This window comes from Rosenbergiella australiborealis, from assembly GCF_018494035.1.
Lineage (GTDB): Bacteria > Pseudomonadota > Gammaproteobacteria > Enterobacterales > Enterobacteriaceae > Rosenbergiella > Rosenbergiella australiborealis.
This window is the reverse complement of the sequence record NZ_JABBFO010000003.1, coordinates 61034-87905: the sequence shown is the minus strand read 5'-3', so window position 1 is coordinate 87905 and position 26872 is coordinate 61034. Positions and strand designations below refer to the sequence as shown.

Annotated in this window: 20 protein-coding genes; 6 read left to right on the top strand and 14 right to left on the bottom strand. The window is 46.3% G+C overall.

All coding sequences use genetic code 11. The annotated features are described in order from the left end of the window. Positions 1 to 17: 17 nt before the first annotated feature. Both rcsC and gyrA read right to left on the bottom strand, forming a co-directional pair. A complete protein-coding gene (rcsC, locus tag HGT73_RS05125; RefSeq protein WP_214212591.1) occupies positions 18 to 2861 on the bottom strand; it encodes a two-component system sensor histidine kinase RcsC in 2844 nt (947 codons plus the stop codon). Between the two features lie 93 nt (positions 2862 to 2954). Next, positions 2955 to 5588 carry a DNA topoisomerase (ATP-hydrolyzing) subunit A gene (gene gyrA, locus HGT73_RS05120; protein ID WP_214212590.1) on the bottom strand — a complete coding sequence of 878 codons (2634 nt, stop codon included), beginning with the start codon at positions 5586 to 5588 and terminating at the stop codon, positions 2955 to 2957. 170 nt (positions 5589 to 5758) lie between these two features. Here gyrA and ubiG point away from each other — a divergent pair, with 170 nt between their 5' ends. The 4 genes from ubiG (at position 5759) to yfaE (ending at position 10597) form a co-directional block, all read left to right on the top strand. Beyond that, a complete protein-coding gene (gene ubiG, locus HGT73_RS05115) occupies positions 5759 to 6490 on the top strand; it encodes a bifunctional 2-polyprenyl-6-hydroxyphenol methylase/3-demethylubiquinol 3-O-methyltransferase UbiG (RefSeq protein ID WP_214212589.1) in 732 nt (243 codons plus the stop codon). 346 nt (positions 6491 to 6836) lie between these two features. Next, on the top strand, positions 6837 to 9122 hold the full coding sequence (gene nrdA / locus HGT73_RS05110) for a class 1a ribonucleoside-diphosphate reductase subunit alpha (RefSeq protein WP_214212588.1): 2286 nt from the start codon (positions 6837 to 6839) through the stop codon (positions 9120 to 9122). A 75-nt stretch (positions 9123 to 9197) separates the two neighbouring features. Continuing rightward, complete coding sequence (gene nrdB, locus HGT73_RS05105) at positions 9198 to 10328, top strand: class Ia ribonucleoside-diphosphate reductase subunit beta (RefSeq protein WP_214212587.1); 1131 nt, start codon at positions 9198 to 9200, stop codon at positions 10326 to 10328. A gap of 5 nt (positions 10329 to 10333) precedes the next feature. Next, a complete protein-coding gene (gene yfaE / locus HGT73_RS05100) occupies positions 10334 to 10597 on the top strand; it encodes a class I ribonucleotide reductase maintenance protein YfaE (protein ID WP_407073145.1) in 264 nt (87 codons plus the stop codon). A gap of 18 nt (positions 10598 to 10615) precedes the next feature. Here yfaE and HGT73_RS05095 read toward each other — a convergent pair whose 3' ends face one another. Both HGT73_RS05095 and HGT73_RS05090 read right to left on the bottom strand, forming a co-directional pair. After that, entirely contained in the window at positions 10616 to 11812 is a 1197-nt protein-coding gene (locus HGT73_RS05095) for a CinA family nicotinamide mononucleotide deamidase-related protein (RefSeq protein ID WP_214212585.1), read from the bottom strand. A 19-nt stretch (positions 11813 to 11831) separates the two neighbouring features. Next, a complete protein-coding gene (locus HGT73_RS05090; protein ID WP_214212584.1) occupies positions 11832 to 12137 on the bottom strand; it encodes a DUF883 family protein in 306 nt (101 codons plus the stop codon). 254 nt (positions 12138 to 12391) lie between these two features. Here HGT73_RS05090 and HGT73_RS05085 point away from each other — a divergent pair, with 254 nt between their 5' ends. Together HGT73_RS05085 and HGT73_RS05080 are read left to right on the top strand one after the other, a co-directional pair. After that, the gene (locus HGT73_RS05085) at positions 12392 to 14050 is read left to right on the top strand and encodes a glucan biosynthesis protein D (RefSeq protein WP_214212583.1); all 1659 of its coding nucleotides are present in this window, start codon (positions 12392 to 12394) and stop codon (positions 14048 to 14050) included. 239 nt (positions 14051 to 14289) lie between these two features. After that, the gene (locus HGT73_RS05080; RefSeq protein ID WP_214212582.1) at positions 14290 to 14595 is read left to right on the top strand and encodes a hypothetical protein; all 306 of its coding nucleotides are present in this window, start codon (positions 14290 to 14292) and stop codon (positions 14593 to 14595) included. A 293-nt stretch (positions 14596 to 14888) separates the two neighbouring features. Here the strand turns inward: HGT73_RS05080 and nuoN are convergent, their stop codons facing one another. The 10 genes from nuoN to nuoE form a co-directional block, all read right to left on the bottom strand. Next, the gene (gene nuoN / locus HGT73_RS05075; protein WP_214212581.1) at positions 14889 to 16346 is read right to left on the bottom strand and encodes an NADH-quinone oxidoreductase subunit NuoN; all 1458 of its coding nucleotides are present in this window, start codon (positions 16344 to 16346) and stop codon (positions 14889 to 14891) included. Positions 16347 to 16352: 6 nt separating this feature from the next. Beyond that, on the bottom strand, positions 16353 to 17873 hold the full coding sequence (nuoM, locus tag HGT73_RS05070; RefSeq protein WP_214212580.1) for an NADH-quinone oxidoreductase subunit M: 1521 nt from the start codon (positions 17871 to 17873) through the stop codon (positions 16353 to 16355). Positions 17874 to 17972: 99 nt separating this feature from the next. Next, positions 17973 to 19808 carry an NADH-quinone oxidoreductase subunit L gene (gene nuoL, locus HGT73_RS05065; RefSeq protein WP_214212579.1) on the bottom strand — a complete coding sequence of 612 codons (1836 nt, stop codon included), beginning with the start codon at positions 19806 to 19808 and terminating at the stop codon, positions 17973 to 17975. Then, positions 19805 to 20107 carry an NADH-quinone oxidoreductase subunit NuoK gene (gene nuoK, locus HGT73_RS05060; RefSeq protein WP_214212578.1) on the bottom strand — a complete coding sequence of 101 codons (303 nt, stop codon included), beginning with the start codon at positions 20105 to 20107 and terminating at the stop codon, positions 19805 to 19807. Before nuoK ends, nuoL begins: the two co-directional genes overlap by 4 nt. Next, positions 20104 to 20658 (bottom strand): NADH-quinone oxidoreductase subunit J, encoded by a 555-nt coding sequence (gene nuoJ, locus HGT73_RS05055; protein ID WP_214212577.1) that lies wholly within the window; start codon positions 20656 to 20658, stop codon positions 20104 to 20106. The genes nuoK and nuoJ overlap by 4 nt, the downstream gene beginning before the upstream one ends. A 10-nt stretch (positions 20659 to 20668) precedes the next feature. Then, positions 20669 to 21211, bottom strand: coding sequence for an NADH-quinone oxidoreductase subunit NuoI (gene nuoI, locus HGT73_RS05050; protein ID WP_214212576.1), 543 nt, complete (start codon positions 21209 to 21211; stop codon positions 20669 to 20671). Between the two features lie 11 nt (positions 21212 to 21222). After that, complete coding sequence (gene nuoH, locus HGT73_RS05045) at positions 21223 to 22200, bottom strand: NADH-quinone oxidoreductase subunit NuoH (protein ID WP_214212575.1); 978 nt, start codon at positions 22198 to 22200, stop codon at positions 21223 to 21225. After that, positions 22197 to 24920 carry an NADH-quinone oxidoreductase subunit NuoG gene (nuoG, locus tag HGT73_RS05040; RefSeq protein ID WP_214212574.1) on the bottom strand — a complete coding sequence of 908 codons (2724 nt, stop codon included), beginning with the start codon at positions 24918 to 24920 and terminating at the stop codon, positions 22197 to 22199. Before nuoG ends, nuoH begins: the two co-directional genes overlap by 4 nt. Positions 24921 to 25011: 91 nt before the next feature. Next, a complete protein-coding gene (gene nuoF / locus HGT73_RS05035; protein ID WP_214212724.1) occupies positions 25012 to 26352 on the bottom strand; it encodes an NADH-quinone oxidoreductase subunit NuoF in 1341 nt (446 codons plus the stop codon). A 2-nt stretch (positions 26353 to 26354) separates the two neighbouring features. After that, entirely contained in the window at positions 26355 to 26870 is a 516-nt protein-coding gene (nuoE, locus tag HGT73_RS05030) for an NADH-quinone oxidoreductase subunit NuoE (RefSeq protein ID WP_214212573.1), read from the bottom strand. Positions 26871 to 26872: the final 2 nt, after the last annotated feature.

The following is a 26872-nucleotide window of genomic DNA, read 5'->3' as shown; positions in this document are numbered from 1 at the left end:
AAGCTTATCCTAGGCTTCTAGTTTTCTTTCATCGAAAGGTATGTCTGTAACGCCCTCTGTAATTCTTCAAGTGTAATGGGTTTAGAAAGACAATCGTTCATCCCTGCATCCAAGCATAACTGTTGCTCTTTGACTAAAGCATTGGCAGTAAGCCCGATGATAGGATAACTTTTCCCTTCACGACGAAGTTGTCTTGCCAAACCGTAGCCATCTAAATTTGGCATATTAATATCGGTTAAGACAATATCGATCTCACCGACTTTTAATACTTCCAAGGCATCAAGCCCATCTTTAGCGGTGCGTGTACGGTAACCAAGAGTAGTTAACTGTTCACTGAGTAATAAACGATTAATAGGATGATCATCCACCACCAAAATACGCTGCTCATGGCGTTCTTCTATCGGTGCGACGGTTACCCCATCACTCTTAATATTCACCCGAGCGGATTGCCAAATTTTTGTCAATAATTCAGGCAACTCATAGGCTTTTGCGGTTGTCATCAACCAATATCCTTCTGGCATCAGCGTCGGTTTATCATTGTGCCAAGGCGAAAAGAGGATCCATACTCCATCTGTTCGACCATCGTGGTACGTTGACGCATCGTCGGTAATAAAGACTCGCATCGGATCCTCTTCCTCTGGCAGCGTTGTGCTAACCACAATCTGCAGTGCCTGTAGACATCGAATCATATACTCTGAGAAGTAGCGATTGCTTATTAGCACTACCACTGACTTATCACTAAACTCAGTACTCGGTACGTACCGTTGACCCTGCCAAACAGGTAGACGTAACGTAAACTCACTGCCAATATCGGGCTCAGAACAAACGGTGATATCACCATCCATCATATTGATTAACTTTTCGCATATTGCCAAACCGAGCCCTGTACCCTGAAAGTTTCGCTGAACCTTTCCTTCAACTTGGAAAAATGGGTCAAAAAGTTGTAAAACGTCGCGCTGACGAATACCTATACCGGTATCACGAATGCGAATATGGAGGTAACCTTGCTCACACCACAGGTGTAATAGTATTCCCCCAGTATGGGTAAATTTGATGGCATTACTTAATAGATTGGAAATAACCTGTTGTAGACGAATAGGATCGCCTAGCATCGTCAACGGCACGTCGGCTTCAATAAAGCACCAAAGTGTTAATCGCTTACGAATAACCAAAGGTAAATAATTCATTTCCACATGGGAAATAACCTCACTGGGTGAGAAGATCACCGGAGAGATTTTCAACTGTTCAGATTCGATTTTCGAGAAATCGAGAATATCATTAATAATCTTGAGTAATAAACTCGATGAGTTATTCATTCCTTGTACTAAGCTGAGAATGTTATCGGGTAACTCTCGCGTTTGTAAAAGGTCCAAATTTCCAATAATACCGTAGAGTGGCGTACGTAATTCGTGGCTGACGGTTGCCAGGAACATGGATTTTGATTGGCTAGCTTGCTCCGCACTATTCGCAATTTCCTGTAGCGATTTTTCCATCATCACACGAGCACTGACATCAATTAATACGCAAATCGCCACATCTTCATTACGATAGCGGCTATGTACAAAACTCATCTGTAAGTTAATTTTCGAGGCAGTTAGCACATCCATAAAGTTAACTTCTTGCCCGCGGATAATTTCACCAATTCTGACCCTATCTTCTGGCGTTAAAACACTCAGATAATTATGCGCAAGTTCATTACTTAAGATATTACTGCCATCACTGGTACGTAATATACAAATCCCTACTGGAGCAGATGCGACAATTTTTCGGTTAAATTGTTCATGCTCTTCTAGCCGCAATGCATTATTAAAAGCCGGGATAAACATACGCTTTTCAAACATTAGCGTCAGACAAATTAAAAACAATGCCGTAAAAAGATTGAGCAATAACGTATTCAATAGCATCAAACGCATCTGATCAAAGAGAATTGTCGTCGAGACCAGATAGACCATATTAAATGGGCCAGGGGTAAGACTATTTTTAAGTGCCAAATAGCGGTAGTTATCAATATATCCAAACCACTGTTTACTGCTTGGTAATAAGGAGACAACCGGTTGCAAAGCCCAACTATTATTGGCTAATAAAATACGATTACTTCGATCAGTAACCATTGTATCAATAGGAATATTTCCAATGGTTAGCGTATCATCGAGTCGAAGATTTTGCTCAACCACAACCTCAGCAGTTCGCTGATTGCCCGAATAGATTGGCATACTCATAAATAGGCTGCCGGTTGCTCGTGCATTACCACTGGCTAGCCAATAAAGCGGATTACGCAAAGTATCGTCATTGGCAGTTTGAAAAACAAATTGGTGATCCCGTAGTAGTAATCGGCTACCGTCTTGACCTAGGCTACTCTCATTAAACATAAAATTAGCCGCACAACTGCTTTTTCGATCAAGCAGATAAATATTACTGATTTCATAAGTCGATGCATATTGGCTATCTAAGAGATGCAGATAATGACTGAGCGTAATAAAGGCACTTTGCCAAGCACCCTTTTGTTCTTGGCACTCAGCACCCGCAGAGAGTGAGAAAAAAGCAGCAGCGCTTGCGGCAAGAATCGGATTATCGAGGGAAGACTCTTTCGGCTCATCATCTTGTGCAGGCGGGCGATTAAGCTGGTTTTCAGCTACATATTTTAATCCGCGTGAAGCCTCGGAAAGATGAGTGACATGAAATTGTGTTTGCGAAAAAGAAGTAAAAAGCTGCTCGCGTAAGCGATTTTCTTTTTCATGTAACGATTCAGTGATCGTAAAAAGAGAAATCAGTATACCAACAAGCCAAATAACTAACGCTAGGCCACGAAAAAGATAGCGAGAAACACGTAATGCTGTCCTAAAAGAGACTAAATATTTCACCTTAAAGCGCTCTCTTTTTCATTATGTTGAATATGACCAGATTAATTAAAAAAGGCATCTTACGATGCCTTTTTCATTTATTGCGAGAGTTTATCACTCATCATCGATAACTTCATCGTCATCGTTATCGACTTCAGGTGGAAGTGTATCTTCCCCTTCCGGTACCGAACCATCGATGGCATCAAGCTCTTCTTCCGCAACCGGTTCTGCAACACGTTGCAGCCCAACAACATTTTCATCGTCCGCAGTACGGATAAGAATAACGCCTTGAGTGTTACGACCAACAATACTGACTTCTGACACACGCGTTCTGACTAAAGTCCCGGCATCAGTAATCATCATAATTTGGTCAGCATCATCAACTTGAACCGCACCGATTACCGGCCCATTACGATCAGTCACTTTAATGGAAATAACGCCTTGCGTCGCACGCGACTTAGTCGGGTACTCTTGCGTCGCCGTTCTTTTACCAAAACCATTTTTCGTCACGGTCAAAATGGCGCCTTCGGCATTTGGAACAATTAATGAGACGACGTGGTCATCCGCTGCCAGTTTAATGCCCCGAACGCCCGCGGCAGTACGACCCATCGTTCTGACTGCTTGCTCAGAGAAGCGTACTACTTTTCCTGCTGCCGAGAATAACATCGCTTCGTCTTCACCTTTAGTCAAGGCAACGCCGATGAGGGAGTCATCATCACGCAGGTTAATCGCAATAATCCCTGCACTACGTGGACGGCTAAAGTCAGTCAGTGCAGTTTTCTTCACTGTACCGCTCGCCGTTGCCATAAAGACATTCACCCCTTGCGCATACTCTTTAACTGGCAGGATTGCGGTGATACGCTCATTCGCTTCGAGAGGCAATAAGTTCACAATAGGACGTCCACGCGCCCCACGACTCGCTTCCGGTAACTGATAGACCTTCATCCAATACAAACGTCCTCTGGATGAGAAGCAAAGAATTGTGTCATGGGTGTTTGCCACCAGCAGTCTATCGATAAAGTCTTCGTCTTTAATCCGTGCCGCAGACTTTCCTTTACCACCACGACGTTGGGCTTCATAATCGGTCAGCGGTTGGTATTTCACATAGCCTTGATGTGACAGTGTGACAACAACATCTTCTTGATTGATTAAATCTTCGATATTAATGTCCGCAGTATTTGCCGTGATCTCGGTACGACGCTCATCACCGAATTGCTCACGTACTGCCACTAATTCCTCACGGATCACTTCCATCAAACGCTCACCACTGCCTAAAATGAATAGCAGTTCAGCGATTTCGCCCAACAGCGCCTTATATTCATCTAACAGTCTTTCGTGTTCGAGACCGGTAAGTTTTTGGAGACGAAGGTCGAGAATCGCTTGCGCTTGTTGCTCAGTCAGATAATAAGTATCCCCGCGAATACCATATTGCTCTTCCAACCACTCAGGGCGCGCGGCATCATCGCCAGCTTTCTCAAGCATTGACGCGACATTCCCCAGCGCCCAACCCCGAGCAATAAGGCCCGCTTTAGCTTCTGCTGGGTTTGGTGCTTGGCGGATTAATTCAATTACCGGATCGATATTCGCTAACGCTATTGCCAGGCCTTCGAGAATATGAGCACGATCACGCGCTTTACGCAGTTCAAAAATGGTTCTGCGCGTTACTACTTCACGACGGTGGCGAACGAAGGCTTCAAGAATATCTTTTAATGGCATGATCTTAGGTTGGCCTTGATGTAAGGCAACCATATTGATCCCAAACGAGACTTGTAACTGCGTCAAAGAGTAAAGATTGTTCAATACCACTTCGCCGACTGCATCACGTTTAATTTCAATAACGATCCGCATACCGTCTTTATCAGACTCATCACGCAGTGCGCTGATACCTTCGATACGTTTATCTTTTACCAGCTCAGCAATTTTCTCGATCAAGCGCGCTTTGTTCACTTGATAAGGAATTTCATGGATGATGATCGTTTCGCGGCCAGTTTTCGCATCCGCTTGTACTTCGCCACGCGCACGAATATAAATTTTACCCCGGCCCGTACGGTAGGCTTCCTCGATACCACGACGACCATTGATAATAGCCGCCGTTGGGAAATCTGGCCCTGGAATATGCTCCATTAAGGCTTCTAACGAGATATCGCTGTCTTCAATATAAGCCAGTGTACCGTTAATCACCTCGGTCATATTGTGTGGCGGGATATTGGTCGCCATCCCCACGGCGATCCCCGAAGAGCCATTAACCAATAAGTTAGGCACACGGGTCGGTAAAACATCAGGGATTTGCTCATTCCCATCGTAGTTGGGAACAAAATCTACGGTTTCTTTTTCTAGATCCGCCAATAATTCATGGGTGATTTTCGCCATACGGACTTCGGTATAACGCATGGCTGCCGCAGAATCGCCATCGATCGAGCCGAAATTACCTTGTCCATCGACCAGCATATAACGCAGAGAGAATGGCTGAGCCATACGGACGATAGCATCATAAACCGCTGAATCACCGTGGGGGTGATACTTACCAATGACGTCCCCAACAACACGGGCAGACTTTTTGTACGGTTTATTCCAGTCGTTACTTAATTCGTTCATCGCAAATAAAACACGGCGGTGAACAGGCTTCAATCCATCACGGACATCAGGTAACGCGCGGCCAACAATGACCGACATGGCATAATCGAGATAAGAGGTTTTTAGCTCTTCCTCAATATTAACCGGTGTGATTTCTCTTGCAAGGTCGCTCATGGAGCCGCTATCCCTCTAGAATATTACCTAATATAAAGAACAGAATCATAACACATTTACCCTGTCCGGTGCATCTCTCTCCACCACTTCCTCTACGAATAGCAATCCTTAGGTGATGAAGTGCGTTGAAGCGTTTATACTTAGCGCACATTTTCTAGGAGTAAGTGTTGATGAGTGACCAATTTGAAGCCGAGAAACAAAACGTTGACCAACAAGAAATCGCAAAATTTGAAGCTGTTGCGAGTCGCTGGTGGGATCTCGAAGGTGAGTTCAAACCACTCCACCGCATCAATCCTTTGCGCCTAGGTTACATTACACAACAAAGCCAGGGGCTTTATGGCAAAAAGGTTTTAGATGTCGGTTGTGGTGGCGGTATTTTAACCGAAAGTATGGCTAAAGAAGGCGCCGAGGTCATTGGGCTCGATATGGGCGCAGAGCCGCTCGCGGTAGCACGATTACATGCAATGGAAAGCCAAGTGAGCATTAACTATGTTCAACAAACAGTAGAAGCTCATGCTGAAGAGTTCGCCGGTCAATATGATGTTGTCACCTGTATGGAAATGCTTGAGCATGTTCCTGATCCGCGTTCAGTCGTGCTAGCGTGTGCTCGTTTGGTAAAACCGGGTGGTGATGTTTTTTTCTCTACCATTAACCGTAACCCTAAAGCCTGGCTGATGGCGATATTTGGCGCAGAGTACGTGTTGCGGATGGTTCCTAAAGGTACGCACGATATTAAGAAATGTATCCGGCCTTCCGAGTTACTCGGTTGGGTAGATGAAACACCTTTAAAAGAACGTAATATGACCGGACTGCACTACAATCCGTTCACCAACCGTTTCACCCTCGGTGGAAATGTAGATGTCAATTACATGATCCATACGCACTACCCACTACCTGCTTGATCGTCACTCCCTTCATTCTTTGAAGGGAGTGATTTTGTCGCATCAATAATCAATTTGTCGGAATTCTCATCGCCCGAGAGATTGAAGAAAAAAAAATACGAATTTATTGACAATGCCACCTCCCTTTTGCGACGCGGTTTTCAAAAAAAACAAGAGTTCTTAGCATAATTTTATGCTTGTCACGTCGTTATTTACCACTACAATAAAACACCATATTGGTACCTAATTGATAGCAAGACACTACATGTAGTGTTTATCCACAGTATTATTCACAATAATAAAACTGTGCATAACTCTGTTAATTAGGTAGCTCCTTAAGACTTCAGTAACAATAGGTAACTGCCGCATGAATCAAAGTCTGCTCGTGACTAAACGCAATGGCCAGCAAGAACGTATCAACTTAGACAAGATACATCGAGTGCTTGATTGGGCTGCAGAGGGATTAAATAATGTCTCCGTTTCACAAGTTGAACTACGTTCTCACATTCAGTTTTATGATGGCATTAAGACCTCGGATATCCACGAAACGATTATTAAAGCAGCGGCCGATCTGATTTCGCGTGATACGCCTGATTATCAATATCTTGCAGCACGTTTGGCTATCTTCCACTTACGTAAAAAAGCCTATGGCCAATTTGAACCGCCAGTACTTATCGACCATGTAAGAAAAATGGTTGAAATGGGAAAATATGATGCCCACCTGCTGGCCGATTACTCTGAGGAAGAGTTTGCAGAGATCGATAGCTATATCGATCACTGGCGTGATATGAACTTCTCCTATGCGGCAGTGAAACAACTTGAAGGTAAGTACTTAGTACAAAACCGAGTTACTGGCGATATCTACGAAAGCGCACAGTTTTTATATATTTTAGTCGCAGCATGCCTGTTCTCCGCCTATCCAAAGGAGACACGTCTTGACTACATCCGTCGTTTCTACGACGCCGTTTCTACCTTTAAAATCTCACTCCCAACTCCAATTATGGCGGGTGTACGTACGCCAACGCGCCAATTTAGCTCCTGTGTGCTCATTGAGTGCGGTGATAGCTTAGACTCTATCAATGCGACGTCTAGCGCGATCGTTAAATATGTCTCGCAACGTGCGGGGATTGGTATTAATGCGGGTCGTATTCGCGCATTAGGAAGCCCTATCCGTGGTGGAGAGGCTTTCCATACTGGCTGCATCCCATTCTATAAACATTTCCAAACTGCGGTAAAATCCTGCTCGCAAGGTGGGGTACGTGGCGGCGCTGCGACGCTGTTTTACCCCATGTGGCATTTGGAAATTGAGAGCTTATTAGTTCTTAAAAATAACCGTGGTGTTGAAGGTAATCGGGTTCGCCATTTAGACTATGGTGTGCAGATTAACAAACTGATGTATCAACGTCTGGTCAAGGGCGGCGATATTACTTTATTTAGCCCTTCTGACGTCCCTGGCTTATATGACGCTTTCTTTGCGGACCAAGTTGAATTCGAGCGTCTTTATACCCTGTATGAAGCCGATGACTCTATTCGCAAACAAAAGATCAAAGCGGTTGATCTGTTCTCGCTAATGATGCAAGAGCGTGCGTCTACCGGACGAATTTATATCCAAAATGTCGACCACTGTAATACCCACAGTCCATTTGATCCGGCCGTCGCGCCAGTACGCCAATCTAACCTCTGTTTAGAGATCGCGCTACCGACGAAGCCTTTAAATGACATTAATGATGAGAATGGCGAAATTGCGCTCTGTACTCTCTCTGCCTTTAACTTAGGCGCAATTAACGATCTGAGCGAGCTAGAAGAGTTAGCCACCCTTGCCGTTCGTTCGCTAGATGCTCTCTTAGATTATCAAGATTACCCTTTGATTGCTGCAGAGCGTGGAGCGATGGGTCGTCGTACCTTAGGAATAGGCGTGATTAACTTCGCTTATTACTTAGCGAAAAACGGTAAGCGTTACTCGGACGGTTCGGCCAACAACCTAACTCATAAAACTTTTGAAGCGATTCAATATTACTTATTAAAGGCCTCGAACCAGCTAGCACAGGAAGTGGGAGCATGCCCGTGGTTCAACGACACGACATATGCTGCCGGTATCCTGCCTATCGATACCTATAAAAAAGATTTGGATGCAATCAGCCAAGAACCTTTGCATCTGGACTGGGAAGCCTTACGCCAATCAATCAAAACACATGGCTTACGCAACTCGACGCTTTCGGCCTTAATGCCGTCAGAAACCTCTTCGCAGATTTCTAACGCTACCAACGGTATTGAGCCACCACGTGGGTACGTCAGTATCAAAGCCTCTAAAGACGGTATTTTACGTCAAGTTGTTCCTGAATATGAACGTCTACAAGATCAGTATGAGCTGCTGTGGGAAATGCCTTCTAACGACGGTTATTTGCAATTAGTGGGTATCATGCAGAAGTTTATCGACCAGGCGATCTCGTCCAATACCAACTACGATCCGACGCGTTATACCGGCGGGAAAGTACCGATGCAGCAACTGCTTAAAGATCTTCTCACGGCGTATAAGTTTGGTGTAAAAACCCTTTATTATCAAAATACGCGCGATGGTGCCGAAGATTCCCAAGAAGATCTGCTCCCCGAGGCGGAAGACGATAGCTGTGCAGGCGGTGCATGTAAAATCTAATTAATGCTGCCTAGGTAAGTAGGTATCCCCTACTTACCTACACATTTTATTATTGCTAATGATTGGGACACCTCAATGGCTTATACCACTTTTTCTCAGAATAAAAACGACCAACTCAAAGAACCGATGTTCTTTGGTCAACCGGTCAACGTTGCCCGTTATGACCAACAAAAATATGAAATTTTTGAAAAGTTAATCGAAAAACAGCTCTCTTTTTTCTGGCGACCAGAAGAAGTCGACGTCTCTCGTGACCGTATCGATTTTCAAAAACTCCCTGAACACGAACGTCATATATTTTTGAGTAATCTAAAATATCAAACACTCCTCGACTCCATTCAAGGCCGTAGTCCTAACGTCGCGCTTTTACCGATCATTTCTATTCCTGAATTAGAAACATGGGTAGAAACGTGGGCATTTTCAGAGACCATTCATTCACGTTCTTATACCCACATTATTCGTAATATTGTGAATGACCCAGCACTGGTCTTTGATGACATCGTGACTAACGATCAAATCTTACGTCGCGCTGAAGATATCTCTAAGTATTATGACGATCTGATTGCGATGACAAACTATTGGCATCTGCTGGGAGAAGGCGAGCATCAGGTTGCGGGCAAAACAATTACCGTAAGCCTACGTACACTGAAGAAGCAACTTTATCTCTGTCTGATGAGCGTTAATGCACTAGAAGCCATTCGCTTCTATGTCAGCTTTGCATGTTCCTTTGCTTTTGCCGAGCGCGAGCTGATGGAAGGTAATGCTAAGATCATTCGACTGATTGCACGGGATGAAGCCTTACACCTTACCGGTACGCAGCATATGCTTAATTTACTGCGTAGTGGCGAAGATGATCCAGAAATGAAAGCTATTGCCGCAGAGTGCGAGCAAGAGTGCTTTGATCTCTTTAAGAAAGCCGCTGAGCAAGAAAAAGAGTGGGCAGAATATCTGTTCCGCGATGGTTCGATGATTGGGATGAACAAAGATATTCTTTGTCAATACATCGAATACATTACTAATATTCGTATGCATGCAGTCGGCCTGCAACTACCGTTTAAGACACGCTCTAACCCAATCCCGTGGATTAATTCATGGTTAGTTTCAGATAACGTACAGGTTGCACCACAAGAAGTTGAAGTCAGTTCTTATCTAGTAGGACAAATTGATAGTGTCGTGGACACTGATGATTTTAACGATTTCCAACTTTAATAATGATGAATAAACTCGCTCGTATCACACTCAATCAAACAGGGAAAATGGTCGAACCCGAACACCATCATTCCAATTTGCTACAGACCCTAGAGCACCATCAGCTAGCGGTCGAGTATCAGTGCCGCGAAGGCTATTGCGGATCATGTCGAGTGAAATTATGTAAAGGGCGAGTTTCCTACGCCAGCCAACCGCTGGCTTTTATACAGCAGGGAGAGATCCTTCCCTGCTGTTGTTTGCCTGACGGTGATATCGAAATCGAACTATAAATCTTTTGTTATATTCGATTAAGTATTCACCTCAAACCCTTGGTAAATGATGTTAACCGGCTGATCGGTTAACCAACGATGTAACAGATACAACGCCTGTAACACCACAATCTCTTGCAACTTTTGCCGAGTTGCCAAAAGATGCTCCGGCACAGTGACCCTAAATTGATACGTGTTCTGTGGTGTCACCAAACTAAATTCAAGACAATCGCTCTCAATAATAGGGCTAATCATTAAAAATATCTGATGAGGTTGCGACGTTTTTTTCGCAGCATGGTAGGTTTTAACTGCGCCGTTTTTCTCCACCCCACCCAAATAATGCGTAGTGATCTGGGCGTCAGACAGCGGAGCCTGTACATCCGCTAATGTCCAATAAAGCAGACCTGCGGAAAATCCTTCACAGAGTTGTAACCGATAGTGCTGAGCTATCAGTAACTCGGCCACCGACTTGGCGAAATTATCCTTTCCTTCAAATAGAAGGTAATCATTTAAGAGTGTCTTAACCTTCTGCCAACACGCCAACATGCTTGCTCGCTGAGCCTCACTACCACTTAATTTTACTTCAACTATAGGGGAGGCAGCTCGATAACCAAGATTAACGCCATCGGGCAGCATAATCTGCGCGAGTTGAGCAGCAATAAAACTTTCGCCACGACCGAACGTCGTTAAGCGTAGGCAGAGAAGCTGTTGCGGTGTAGGAAAGTCTTTACGTAATCGCGGCAAAACCTGCTGCATAACCATTAATTGAAATTCAGCCGGGGGCCCAGGCGTGAAGAAAATCTGGCACTGGTTTAGATAAAGGCGGAATCCACATGCCGTCCCATTACCATTGGGTAGCATTTCAGCACCTTCTGGAATATCGGCTTGTTTTAAATTAATCGCCGCCATTTCACTGCCCCGACGTGCGAAAAATGCGTTAAGCTGGACAAGCCATTCTTCATTACGTACGAGCCCAACGCCAGCCGCCTGTGCCGCTGCCTGAGCCGTATAATCATCACTGGTTGGGCCTAATCCTCCATTGACGATAAGAATATCAGCGACTTGGCTACGCTGTTGTAATGTCTCGACTAAGGTGGCTAATGAATCGCCGGAGGTTGTACGAAAGGTCATGGCGTAACCCGCTTCATAAAACGTAGTAGCAAGCCAAACCGCATTAGTATCAACGATATCGCCATGCAGCACTTCATCGCCCGTAGATAACATTTCGACCTTCACGAATACAACCTCCTCGCTGCTAACGTTTAGTCGTAACAATACCGCAAATCATTCCTGCTGCCCAGCCCAACGCCAAACTACGCCAAGGGCGCTCAGTCACAAACCGATTAATCGTGCGGATCTTGCGGCTACCTCGTGCGAAAAGGGTCTCTTTTTGAATACCTAAGGATTCACGTGCTTGTTTAAGTGCCTGTTCAGCCTTAGCTTTTAGTCCGAGATAATAGGTATCAGTAAGATCAACCTCTGCATCAAGTAAGGCTTCAACACTGTCTGCAAGGGCGGATAGCTGTTGTTGTAGATCTGCCTGCTGATTTTTATTAGACATATTCTCTCCTTTTTCTGCCATTTACATTCGTCAATGGAACCATGATGCCCTGAATGATTTATTATCAGTGCTACCTCAGTATCAGCTTAGCATACGCTGCTAATCATCAAATTTTATGTAAGAATAACAACACACAAGATTACTCTTAAAAGCAGTAGCAAAACGAATTTTAAGCACGCTATAGTAGTTGAATCATTATCATCGTAGGGGAAATACTCCCCATTATTCCATTGCTCTAAGGAAACGTTTTCGGCATGAATCGTAGAAAGTTTGTTAAAGCCTCAGTCGCACTATCCACTCTTGGTGGCCTTTCTGGGATCTCAGGATTATTGTCAAATCAGGTATGGGCAGCGGATGGCATTGCCGATGGTACTGCAAAGAAATTTAACTTTGATAAACTCAAAGCCCATGCAAAGCAACTTGCCGCTACACCGTGGGCAGGCGCGCCAGGCCCTCTCCCCGAGACTCTGGCCAACCTCACCCCGCAAGCCTATAACAGCATTCAATATGATGCGAAGCAATCCCTATGGGCAAACGTGCCGCATCGTCAATTAGACGTACAATTTTTCCATGTCGGTATGGGATTCAAACGCCCAATTAGAATGTTCTCTATTGATACCGCCAGCCAAGACGCCCGTGAAATCCATTTTCGTCCGGAATTGTTTAACTATCACGATGCGAATGTCGATGTAAAACAGCTACAAGGTAAAACGGATCTCGGCTTTGCTGGCTTCCGAGCGTTCAAAGCACCAGAATTAGCACGACGCGATATAGTGGCATTTTTAGGCGCCAGTTACTTTCGTGCGGTGGATGATACCTTCCAATATGGATTATCGGCACGTGGCGTCGCCGTTAATACTTTTACACAGCATGAAGAATTTCCCGACTTTACTGCGTTCTGGTTTGAAACGCCAAAAGCCGATGCGACAACCTTTGTGGTCTATGCCCTTCTCGATGGCGCAAGCCTCACTGGTGCATACAAATTCACGATTTCATGTGAAGACAAACAAACGGTGATGAAAATTGAGAACAGTCTTTACGCACGTAAAGATATTGAACAACTGGGTATTGCCCCGATGACCAGTATGTTTAGTTGCGGCACGAATGAGCGAAGAATGTGTAATACCTACCATCCACAAATCCATGACTCAGACCGCTTAGAAATGTGGACAGGCAAAGGTGAGTGGATCTGTTTTCCCCTCAACAACCCACGTCAGCTCTCTTTTAATGATTTTTCTGATGAAAATCCAAAAGGGTTTGGCCTGCTGCAAACCAATCATAACTTTAACGATTATCAAGATGTTATTGGTTGGTACGATAAACGCCCAAGTTTATGGGTAGAGCCTGTCGGGCATTGGGGTAAAGGAATGGTTTCCCTCATGGAGATCCCTACTACCGGTGAAACACTCGATAATATCGTCTGTTTCTGGCAACCTGCCGCGGCGATTAAAGCTGGTGCAGAACTTAGTTTTGCTTATAATTTGTATTGGAGTGCAACGCCACCGGTACAAAGTACACTATCTCGGGTGGTGTCAACACGTACCGGTATTGGTGGATTTCCTGAAGGTTGGGCACCCGGTGAGCACTTCCCTGACACTTGGTGTCGTCGTTTCGCCATCGACTTTACCGGCGCAGAACTGAAAGCCGCGGCACCTAAAGGCATTGAACCTGTAATTACCCTCTCCTCAGGGACATTTAAACAAGTTGAAATTCTCTATGTCGAGCCGACAAATACTTATCGTATTTTGTTTGATTGGTATCCAAATAGCGACAGTACCACACCTGTCACGATGCGGATGTTCTTAAGAACTAAAGATCAAACGCTATCTGAAACATGGCTATACCAATATTTCCCGCCTGCGGCTGATCAACGTCAATATGTTGATGATCGTAAGATGACTGCTGGCAACTAAATAAAACTCCCCAAAGTGTTGATATCTCACTTTGGGGAGTTTTGCACAAACAAGCCATACGCTATTCCTACCAACGCACACTCCCACCCGATAAGATAACGGCTATTGCTTCATACCTATAATTTGCCATAGCTATTTCAGCCACAAGAATTTGCTATAGTAAAATTGTGCAAGCTTTGAAATCATCACCTATTCTTACTATATTCTCGCTTAATCTCTTAACGTAAAAGGAAATCGCTATGCGTAAAGCTAGTTTATTAATGATTGGAATGTTAGTGAGTGGTACAGCTATGGCGAATATGGCTGCTGGGCAATCCGAAGGTGCACAAATCGCCGGTATCTGTACTCATATTAAATTGAATAGTCATCCTGTTGCAGAGACCGATGCAGCAACTATGAATGTCGGTAATGAAGTACGGATGGCCTTTAACCATGTGTTGAAAACACACCCGCAATTAGCCCAACAACCAACCAATGAAAATGTGAACCGCTGTAAAGAGCTAGTTGGCCAATCTCTACACCATCTGAAGAAGAAATCGATCTAATTATTTTGGTACGAAAAGCCCATCACTATACGTCCTGGGCTTTTTTATATATGTGAACCAGCACAACATTAACCCATAGCTTTCTATCTCGCTCGTTCTTAAAATCCGACCGATTCAAGCTAATATCCCTAAAAGCCCTCAGTATTGACCTCACACCAACGACAGCGCTTTATTATCATATTTATATGAGAAAAGGTTTTAGTATCTTAATTTTGTGATCCACCACATCAGTTTCTTAAATACAAACGCCCGATGAAATTCATCAGGCGTTTTAATAGAGGTTCTATTTATCGTTAGAGCAGAGGTTGAGCCAACTGAACTAAGGTAATTAATGGTTGTGGATAGAAGCCCGCTAAAACGATAATCACCCCACACAATAACACCACTATACCGCCTGCAGTGTAGGCCCAGTTATCATGAGTATCGAGATTACGTTGTTCAGGTCCTTTTAAGAAAAGGCTGACTGTCACTCGTAAGTAGTAATACAATCCGATCGCACTACCGATAACTACCGCCGCAACCAACCACCCTAAATGCGCCTCAACACCATTCGCCAGTAAGTAAAATTTACCGATAAAGCCAAAGGTAGAAGGAATGCCGGCCAGTGATAACATGGCTGCCGCCATTACCCCAGCCAGTACAGGTCGCTGCCAAAATAAACCGCGGTATGAGTAGAGTGAATCCGTGTCACCGCCATGAGCAGGTGAAGACATTAGACTTATCACGCCAAATGCAACCAATGAGCTGAGTAAATAGCCGATAAGATAAATTCCTGTCGCCTCCAACGAGAGTTGGTGGGAAGGTGTTGCAATCAACGCAATCAATAAATACCCAAGGTGAGCAATAGATGAATAACCAAGTAGTCGCTTCAGGTTGCTTTGCGATATTGCCATTAAGTTACCCACTAAGATGGAGGCAAAAGCAATCACCGCAAGCACTACGCGTATGGATTCATTATCGGTCACAGGCACTGAAACAAATAAACGGATCAGTACAGCAAAGATACCGATTTTGCTGGCCGTTGCGAGAAAAGCCGAAACCGGCGCAGGGGCACCTTGATAGACATCGGGTGTCCATAAGTGGAAAGGCACTAATGATAGTTTGAAACCTAAACCAATTATAAGTAGCCCGAATCCAGTAATCAGGAGTGGAAATTGCTCCCCTGACTGACTTAACACTTGCGCTAAATTAGCGAAACCGAGGCTACCACTTGCCGCATAGATGAACGCAATCCCCAACAACATAAACGAGGACGCCGCGGCAGAAAGGATCATATATTTTATTGCCGCTTCTAACGAACGTTTTTGCTGGAAGGCGTAGCCGACTAGACCAAATAATGGTAAGGATAGTAACTCCACCCCAATAAATAGTGAGGCGAAATGATCCGCATACGCCAATACAATACCGCCCAGCGCCGCGATCAAGACTAAAAGATAAAATTCATCTTTATGATCGGCATAACCCTCCAACCAGCGATAAGCAAAGGTACAGGTAGCCAAGCTCGCTAAAATCACGAGTCCACTATAGAACAATGCATAATGATCGGCGCTGAGTAAGTCGGTCACCATCGTGACCGGTTGATGCGCGGGGATCCACAACGAGAAAAGCGCAAGGTTAAGACCAATCACCGTCAGCGTAGCGTTCAGAAAATGATTGCGACGCCAAGCAATGGATAGCATCACCACTACCACCGTTAATCCAACGATTAACATCGGTAAGAGTGAGATCAATTGTTGAGAAGTTATTGTCATGGCGGATTACTGCCTTGTCATTGTAAGTGAAGCATTAAACCAGTGCTGAATGGCATTCATGGTCGATGAAGAGGTATCTAGAATCGGTTGTGGGAATACCCCCAATAACACGACTAATACCACTAAAATCAAAATTATGGTGAATTCACGCGCGTTCATCGCCGCCAGTGGTGTATCTGATTTTGGCGCACCGTAGTAGGCACGCTGCATCATAATTAACGAATACACCGAGGCAAACACTAAGCCAAAGGTAGCAATCACGATAATGACAGGGACCACTTGGAAGCTACCGGTAAGGATCATAAATTCCCCGGCAAAGTTCCCCGTACCGGGCATCCCTAAGTTAGCTACTGCGAAGAACAGCGACATGGCCGGGATCCATTTAATGCGTGCCCAGAGTCCCCCCATCTGCCGCATATCGCGGGTATGTAACCGCTCATACAACTGGCCGCAGAGGATAAACAGCGCAGCCGATGACAGCCCGTGTGCGATCATCTGTACGACAGCACCTTGATACGCCAGTTGACTGCCTGTGAAGATAGCAATGACGACAAAGCCCATATGTGAGATCGAGCTATAAGCAATAAGGCGCTTGATATCAGTTTGCGTAAAGGCCATCCACGCACCATAGAAGATGCCGATGAGCCCAAGCCCCATTGCAATCGGTGCAAATTCTGCGGAAGCCTGTGGGAAGAATGGCAAACTGAAACGTAGCAAGCCGTAAGCAGCCGTTTTCAGTAAGATCCCCGCTAAGTCAACCGACCCCGCTGTCGGAGCTTGGCTATGTGCATCAGGTAGCCAGCCATGCAGCGGCACGATAGGCATTTTGACTGCGAAAGCAATAAAGAATCCCAACATCAACAAATACTGAACATTATGTGACATTGGGGTGTTTATCAGTTGCTCATAGGCAAACGTCCACACGCCCGTCGCAGAGTAATGAGTAAAGACCAGACCAAGAATCGCAATCAACATAACGAGACCGGAAGCCTGCGTATAAATAAAGAACTTGGTCGCCGCCGAGATACGCGTCTTACCATCAGAGGCTTTATGGCCCCATAATGCGATTAAGAAATACATCGGAACTAGCATCAGTTCCCAGAAGAAAAAGAACAAGAACATGTCGAGGGATAGGAATACCCCCATCACACCACCTAAAATCCAGAGTAGATTAAGGTAGAAAAATCCTTGTCGCTTTTGGATCTCTTGCCACGAACATAATACTGACATTAGGCCAAGCAGCGCCGTGAGGACGACCATTAACAACGATAAGCCATCTATCGCTAAATGGAAGGTAATACCAAAACGTGGGATCCACGCTGAGGTAAAGGAGGACTGCCAATGGTCAACCCCTGCAGTCTGTGTGAACGAAAACCCACCTTGCGACCAGAGTTGCAAAGTAAGTGCTAGCGTTAGCCCCATCGTGACGAGCGCAATCCAGCGCGGTACTTTAACGCCTAAGCGTTCAGTCAGCCAGCACAGTAAGCCGCCAACGAAGGGGAGGATAATTAGCCAAGGTAGTAACACGGCGTAGAGTTCCCTTTTTTAGTGATTCTGAGTCATATTGCTCAAAAAAATTACGCTTGGAGGCAAAGGCACGGATAAAAGTGCCCTCACCTACGCACCCTAGATCACCAGCAGTAACGCTAGCACAACCACAGCACCGATACCCATTGACGCAACGTACCAGCGCACATAACCGTTCTCAGCAACCACCAACCCACGATTGAGCAGTTGTGAGAGGACCGCAAACAGATTCATCAGCCCATTTAAAGGATCTGATTTCAGCATCCAACCTACCGCTTTAAACGTTTTTACAAACAGTAGATCATAAAGCCAATCAAATCCCCATGCCGCGAACCACCACGTCGAAAGGAAACGCCCCGGGGCACTTGCCGCAACGGCATTCACCACACGACGCTTGCCTAACCACAGGGCAGCGGCAATAAGAATACCGATAATCGCGACACTGCCTGACACGACCTCTAACATCACTTTACCTTCGGAAGAAAAATGATTTTCCGGTAGAACACCTGCCAGAGGAGGAGTAATCATTGCGCCAACAAAGGTCGACAGCACCAACAAAACCAGTAACGGTAGATGATGAGTAATTCCTTTACCCGCGTGCGCTTTAATTTTCTCTTCACCATGAAAGACGATGAAAATCATACGGAAAGTATAGATCGAGGTTAAGAAGGCTCCGACCAATCCGGCAATCATTAATCCTTGATGACCATTAGCCATTGCACCGAATAAAATCTCATCTTTACTGTAGAAGCCGGCAGTAATGATCGGTAAGGCTGAAAGCGCCGCACCGCCGACCAAGAAGCAGATATAGACCAGAGGGATGGATTTACGTAACCCGCCCATCTTAAAGATATTCTGTTCGTGATGGCAGGCTAAGATGACTGATCCTGAAGAGAGGAAAAGTAATGCTTTAAAGAAGGCGTGGGTCATTAAGTGGAATATCGCCGCATCCCACGCTTGAACGCCTAGTGCCAAAAACATATAGCCAATTTGGCTCATCGTTGAATAGGCTAGAACGCGCTTGATATCGGTTTGCACTAACGCAGCAAAACCTGCTAAGACTAACGTTACAGCTCCTACGATACCGACGAGATGAAGAACCTCAGGCGTCAGCAAGAACAAACCGTGTGTGCGAGCGATTAAATAAACACCCGCAGTCACCATAGTCGCCGCATGGATCAGCGCAGAAACGGGGGTTGGCCCCGCCATCGCATCCGCTAACCACGTTTGCAAAGGAAGTTGTGCCGATTTCCCGACGGCTCCCCCTAATAACATCAATGTCGCCCACTGCAACATATGATTATCAGCCGCGAAATGCTGAGGAGCTAACTCAACCACTTCTCGGAAATTGAGGGTACCCAACTCGTTGTAAAGGATGAATAGCGCAAAAGCGAGAAACACATCTCCGACACGGGTAATGATAAAGGCTTTCATTGCCGCTTTGCCGTTATCGGGATTGGTGTAATAGAAACCAATTAATAGGTATGAGCATAACCCTACCCCTTCCCACCCGAGATACATCAGCATTAGGTTATCGGCTAGCACTAGCACTACCATACTTGCAATAAATAGGTTGGTGTAGGCGAAGAAACGGGAGTAGCCTTCCTCACCACGCATATACCATGATGCAAACATATGGATAAAGAAGCCAACACCAGTGACCACCGATAACATGGTCATAGAAAGCCCGTCGAGGGTGAACCGTACAGGGATGGTAAATGGCGGTACACTCATCCATGTCCAAAGTGTCTGTTCAAAAACAGCACGACCGTGAGCGAAAAAATCCATTCCCACATACAGCGTTGTGAGGGCAGCAAGTCCGATTGATCCTATTCCGATGGTCGCGGAAAGATTCTCACTCCAACGACCCCGTGAAAAGGCCAGTAATACAAACCCAATTAGGGGAAAAAGGACAGTTAAATAGAGTAGGTTCATCCGCGCATCTCGCTCACTGAGTCAATGTTGAGTGTCTGACGACGACGATGGAGTTGTAACAGTAGGGCAAGACCAATACTGGCTTCTGCCGCTGCCAAACTGATCGCCAAGATATACATCACTTGCCCATCAGCTTGTCCCCAATAGCTCCCGGCAACAACTAAGGCTAACGCAGCTGCATTGATCATAATTTCAAGACCGATCAACATAAACAGTAAATTTCGACGTAAAATGATCGAGGTAAATCCCATAATAAAGAGGATCGCCGCGAGAATTAAGCCATGTTGTAAAGGGATCATGCTCGCTCCTCCTTTTCATTATCTGCCCTATCGTCTGCACGATTGGTGAGGACTTCACCACGACGCTCTTCACGTCCCAAGTGATAGGCCACGACCACACCAGCTAGTAACAGCATTGAGGCCAACTCAACCGCTAAGACATAAGGACCAAACAAGCTAACGCCAACTTCTTTCGCCGCAATAACGGTACCGTTAATACCGCGATCATTAACTGTGGAGATAGCCCTAACGATGACAATTAATAGTAGCAATGCGATAACGCCAGGCCCAATCCATAACGAAGGCTTGAGCCACTCGCGTTCCTGTTGAACTGTACTTTTCCCAAGGTTCAACATCATTACTACAAAGACAAACAGCACCATAATTGCACCGGCATAAACGATAATTTCGAGTGCACCAGCAAAGTATGCGCCTAACGAAAAGAACACCCCTGCGATAGCCAGTAGTGACACAATTAAATAAAGCAACGCGTGAATAGGGTTGCTATGCGTGATCACACGTAACGTTGCAAGGATGGCAATAATGCCGCAAAGATAAAACGCGAATTCCATGCCCGACTCCTTAGGGTAATAAGCCTTTTACATCAATAGGTTTGGCTTCGTTTTCTGCAGAGCCTTTCTCTTTGCCGTCGATCGCCATACCCGCCATCCGATAGAAGTTATATTCAGGATATTTGCCTGGACCTGAAATTAATAAATCTTCTTTCTCGTAGACTAAATCTTGGCGCTTAAACTCCCCTAGCTCAAAATCCGGGGTTAATTGAATTGCCGTCGTCGGACAGGCTTCCTCACATAACCCACAGAAAATACAGCGAGAGAAGTTGATACGGAAAAATTCCGGGTACCAACGGCCATCGTTCATCTCGGCTTTTTGCAACGAGATACAGCCTACCGGACAGGCTACCGCACAGAGGTTACAGGCGACACACCGCTCTTGCCCGTCGGGATCTCGTGTCAAGACAATCCGTCCACGATAACGGGGAGGCAAATAAACCGGCTCTTCGGGATACATTTGCGTTTCACGTTTGGCAAACGCATGCATACCTATCATCCAAATACTTCGGACTTGGGTTCCAAAACCCACCACAATATCTTTTATTTTCATGGTGCTATTCCTTACTGCGCGCTGTAGAGAATAACCGCCGCAGTGGCGAGTAAATTCAATAAGGTAAGCGGCAGACAGACTGTCCAACCAAAGGTCATCACTTGGTCATAGCGTGGACGCGGAAGCGCCGCACGAATTAAGATAAACATCATCATAAAAAAAGCGGTTTTTAAGGCGAACCAGACAAATGGCGGTAGCCAAGGGCCGTGCCACCCACCAAAGAAGAGGGTAACAATCAACGCAGAGACTGTGGTAATCGCCACATATTCCCCTACAAAGAATAAGCCGAATTTCATCCCGGCATATTCAATGTGGTAACCGTCGGCAAGTTCTTGCTCAGCTTCTGGCTGGTCAAAAGGATGTCGGTGACATACCGCCACGCCCGCGATACAGAATGTGATAAATCCTAGAAATTGCGGGATGATATTCCATAAATGCGCTTGGCTATTAACGATGTCCGTCATGTTGAATGATCCCGCTTGCGCGACAACACCCATTAATGAGAGTCCCAAGAACACTTCATAACTGAGCGTCTGTGCAGAAGCACGCATTGCTCCGAGTAGTGAATATTTATTATTACTCGACCATCCGGCGAATAACACGGCGTAAACGGCAAGACCTGCCATCATGAAGAAAAAGAGTAAACCAATATTCAGATCGGTCACTTTCCACGTTGGTGAGACTGGCACGATCACAAATGCCAAGAGCAGGGAGACAAAAGCAATGACCGGTGCCATAGTGAAAATAGCACGGTCAGTAAAAGGCGGTACCCAGTCTTCCTTAAAGAACATTTTGATCATATCGGCCGCGAGCTGTAATGATCCTCCCCAGCCGACACGGTTAGGCCCGTAACGGTTCTGGAATAAGCCTAATAAACGACGTTCTGCAAAACTCATAAACGCGCCACAGGCAACGACCACCAGTAATATCACGACCGATTTAACCACTTGCAGAATGACATCCGTCACTTCAGGTGTGAACCAGCTCATGCTTGTGCCTCCTGCAACATATCAACCTCTGCGCCACTTAAGTAAGGCGGAATACCGGGCATGCCCACAGGGAGTCCGATTAATCCTCGGGATAGACTTGCTGAAATACGCAACGGTAACGCCATCGAAACACCGAGCGCTTGCAATTGGACCGATTGTCCTGTTTCAAGTCCCAGTTTTGCCGCATCATCCGGGTGTAAGACAACCTCGGCAGGGGTCATACGTTGCTCAAAAACGGCAGAGCGTTGCGAGAGCTCTTCACTGCCAAATAGACGCCATAGTGGTACTACCCGCCATTGTTCCTGTGGCTGATAAGCGGCAGGGATCGTCGTAAACCATGCTGACGGCTGACCTTCTCCGTTAAAGAGGCGTACGCCCGGATCACCATGTCGCAGATGCCCCCCCACCTCATCTTGGAATTTATTCCATGCTTGAGGCGAGTTCCAGCCTGGCGACCAAGCAAAAGGAATTTGAGAGCGTGGTGCATCGGGTTGGTTATTCCCCTCCATTGAGAAGGCGAACATTGTGTCTTTATCTTGCGGCTGACGCGGCTCATGAACACTGATATTGGCACGCATTGCCGTCCGACCACTAGAACGGTGTGGTGAGCGCGCGAGTTTCTGACCACGGATACGGAAGGAAGCGTCAGGTGCCGCCTCTTTAATCGCGTTTAAGAAAGGTTTCTCGCTGATCACAGCATCAATCACATTGTCTAATTGTGACCAGTCAGTCTGACGACAAGTGACTGCGCGTTCTAATGCATGAAGCCAACGCCAACTCTCAAGCTGAGTAACCGTTGTATCGTAGTAAGCGGGGTCATAGACTTGGAAGAAGCGTTGTGCTCGACCCTCTTGATTGATCAAGGTACCATCGGCTTCTGCAAAACTGGCGGCCGATAAGAGAATAGAAGCCTGTTCGACCGTCTGTGTAGCTTGGTGATCAAGGACGACCACCTGCTCGGCACGATCCAGGGCAGCATCAATCGTCGCGGCGGGTAAGTGACGATAAAGGTCATTTTCCATAATCACAACCGCTTCAGCTTCGCCTGTTACCAGCAGATCTAATGCCTCTTCCAGTGGTTTCCCACCCAATAAACCAACCCCGATACTGTTGGCTTGTGGTGCCAATAAGGTAATACCGACGTCACTTCCTTGCGCCTTCAATGCTTGGGCAATATTTGCGGCCGCATGTAAAAGTTCATCACTGCCAGCATGAGTACCCGCAATAATTAGCGGTTTTTTCGCCCCACTCAATGCCTGCACGATCACATCGACCTTTGCATGAAGCTGAGTATCAAAATTTTCAACGGCTGGCGCAGAGGCATCGATCGCATGAGCAATAGCAAATCCCAAACGGGCTTGATCTTCCACAGCCGCACAGTAATTCCACGCGGCAATATCATCAAGGCGTGTAGGTTGTGCGCTAGTCATAAAGAGTGGGTGTTTGGCATGCTGACCGATATTTAAGATCGCCGCAATCTGCCAATCAGCCACTTTCTGTGCTGCTGCCAACTCCCGCGCCTTACCCTTAACGGCTTGACGTACCGAGAGCGCGACACGTGCGCCAACTTGTGTCAGATCCTCACCTAACACGAGCACGGCATCGTACTGCTCAATCTCACGCAGTGAGGGGGTGTAGAGTCCACGATTTTGGAGAATATCGATAATCAGTTCGACACGACGTTGCTCATTCACAGGCATGCCCGTAGAGAAGTTTTCTTGGCCAACCAATTGCTGTAGGGCAAAATTACTTTCGATACTCGCACGCCCTGAGCCAATACCGATGACACGTTTAGCTTGGCGTAACAAATCAGCGCTAACAGTGATCGCTTGCTCAGCATTAAGCGTTACCCAATTATCGCCATGACGTTGCTGCGGATGACGAGGACGATCGTCACGATTCACATAGCCATAACCAAACCGTCCACGATCGCAGAGGAAATAGTGGTTTACGCTACCGTTGAAACGGTTTTCAATACGACGGAGTTCACCATAACGCTCACCGGGACTGGTATTACAGCCAATGCTGCACTGCTGGCAGATGCTTGGGGCATACTGCATATCCCATTTACGGTTATAGCGCTCGGAGTGCGTTTTATCGGTGAATACACCCGTTGGGCAGACTTCGACGAGGTTACCCGAAAACTCGCTTTCTAATGTTCCTGACTCGGTGCGACCAAAGTAAACATTATCGTGAGCACCGTATACACCAAGGTCAGTGCCACCGGCATAATCTTTGTAGTAACGTACGCAGCGATAACAAGCGATACAGCGGTTCATCTCATGGGAGATAAAGGGACCGAGATCTTGGTTTTGGTGAGTACGCTTAGTAAAGCGATAACGACGGAAGGCGTGGCCGGTCATCACCGTCATATCTTGAAGATGGCAGTTACCGCCCTCTTCACACACGGGGCAGTCATGGGGATGGTTAGTCATCAACCACTCCACCACGCTTTCGCGAAATTCACGCGCTTCGGCATCATCAATCGAAATAAAGGTCCCGTCGGCAGCCGGTGTCATGCAAGACATTACCAAACGACCACGGGTATCTTCTGCATTTTGATATTGCTTAACCGCGCATTGACGACATGCCCCAACACTCCCTAGCGCCGGATGCCAGCAAAAATAGGGAATATCAAGGCCCATGGAGAGACAAGCTTGTAGCAAGTTCTCTGCCCCATTCACCTGATACTCTTTTCCGTCTACATGAATTGTAGCCATAGTCAACATGCTCAAGTAAGGCTCGGTTCGACGCGAGCGTTAAACATTAATACTTATTTTTGTGTGTCCGTTTCACCCTAAGGCGAACGAATTACCAACGACTCTTTAATAAGTTCGGCTGTATTCCACTAATAGCACGGGCATTACCAAACACCTGTGGCGCAATACCGGCTTCAAATTCCTCACGGAAATATTTAATTGCACTTTGTAGCGGTTCAACAGCCCCTGGCGCGTGGGCGCAGAAAGTTTTACCCGGTCCCAGTTGCCGACAAAGTTGTTCGAGCGTTTCGATATCACCGGGTTGACCTTTACGCTGCTCCAATGCACGGAGAATTTTTACACTCCAAGGCAATCCATCACGACAAGGTGTACACCAGCCGCAAGACTCGCGCGCGAAAAACTCTTCCAGATTACGCACTAAGGAGACCATATTAATTTCATGGTCGACGGCCATTGCTAAGGCGGTCCCCAAACGGCTCCCTGCTTTACCGATGCTTGCAAACTCCATAGGTAAATCTAAGTGACTTTCCGTTAAAAAATCCGTGCCCGCACCACCCGGTTGCCAGGCTTTAAACTTCAGCCCATCGCGCATGCCACCAGCATAATCCTCTAAGATTTCGCGTGCGGTAATCCCAAAAGGCAGTTCCCACAAACCGGGATTTTTCACGCGTCCTGAGAAGCCCATCATTTTGGTTCCGGCATCATCGCTCTTAGAAAGCCCCTTATACCACTCAACACCATTAGCTAAGATTGCAGGCACATTAGAGAGCGTCTCGACGTTGTTAACACACGTTGGTTTCCCCCATACACCAGCACTAGCAGGGAATGGCGGTTTAGAACGCGGATTGGCACGACGGCCTTCCAAGGAGTTAATCAGGGCGGTTTCCTCACCACAGATATAACGTCCTGCACCGGTATGTACAAAAAGTTCAAAGTTAAAGCCTGTCCCGAGAATATTTTCACCCAATAACCCGGCTTGTTTGGCTTCTTCAATCGCACGACGTAGATTTTCTGCCGCTTCCACGTACTCGCCACGTAGGAAAATATAGCCACGGTAGGCTTTCAAGGCGAAAGCGCTAATCAGCATGCCTTCCACCAGTTGATGGGGCATCTGTTCCATCAGGAGGCGATCTTTATAAGTCCCCGGCTCCATCTCATCCGCATTACAGAGCAGATAACGGATATTCATCGACTCATCTTTCGGCATTAAGCTCCATTTCAAGCCAGTGGAGAACCCAGCCCCACCCCGCCCTTTTAGGCCTGAGTCTTTGACTTGTGCAACGATCTCATCAGGCGCCATGCTGCCCAATGCTTTACGCGCTCCCGCATAGCCATTTTTTGAACAGTACTCATCGAACCAGACTGGCTGTTTGTCATCACGTAAACGCCAAGTTAGTGGATGCGTTTCTGCTGTACGGATAATCGTTTTGATGCTCATGAGTATTGCTCCAGCAGCGAGGCGATGGACTCGGGGGTCAAATGCACATGCGTGTTATCACCCACCATCATGGTTGGGCCTTTATCGCAGTTACCTAAGCAACACGTTGGCAGTAACGTGAAACGACCGTCAGCGGTAGTTTGGCCAGGCTTAATCTGTAACGCCTCTTCCAGCGCGGCCTGAATCCCTTGGTAACCGGTAATATGGCAGACCACACTGTCACAGTAGCGAATAACATGACGCCCAACAGGCTGACGATAGATTTGACTATAGAACGTCGCCACGCCTTCAACATCACTGGCTGGAATACCCAGCACCTCTGCAATCGCATCAATAGCCCCATCAGGAACCCAACCACGCTGCTTTTGTACTATTTTCAATGCTTCAATTGAGGCAGCACGCGGATCTTCATAATGGTGCTTTTCATGCTCAATCGCTTGGTGCTCGGACTCACTCAGCGTAAATTGCGATTGCGTGTCGATCGTTTTAATTGAGATAGTTTGATCGTTCATTA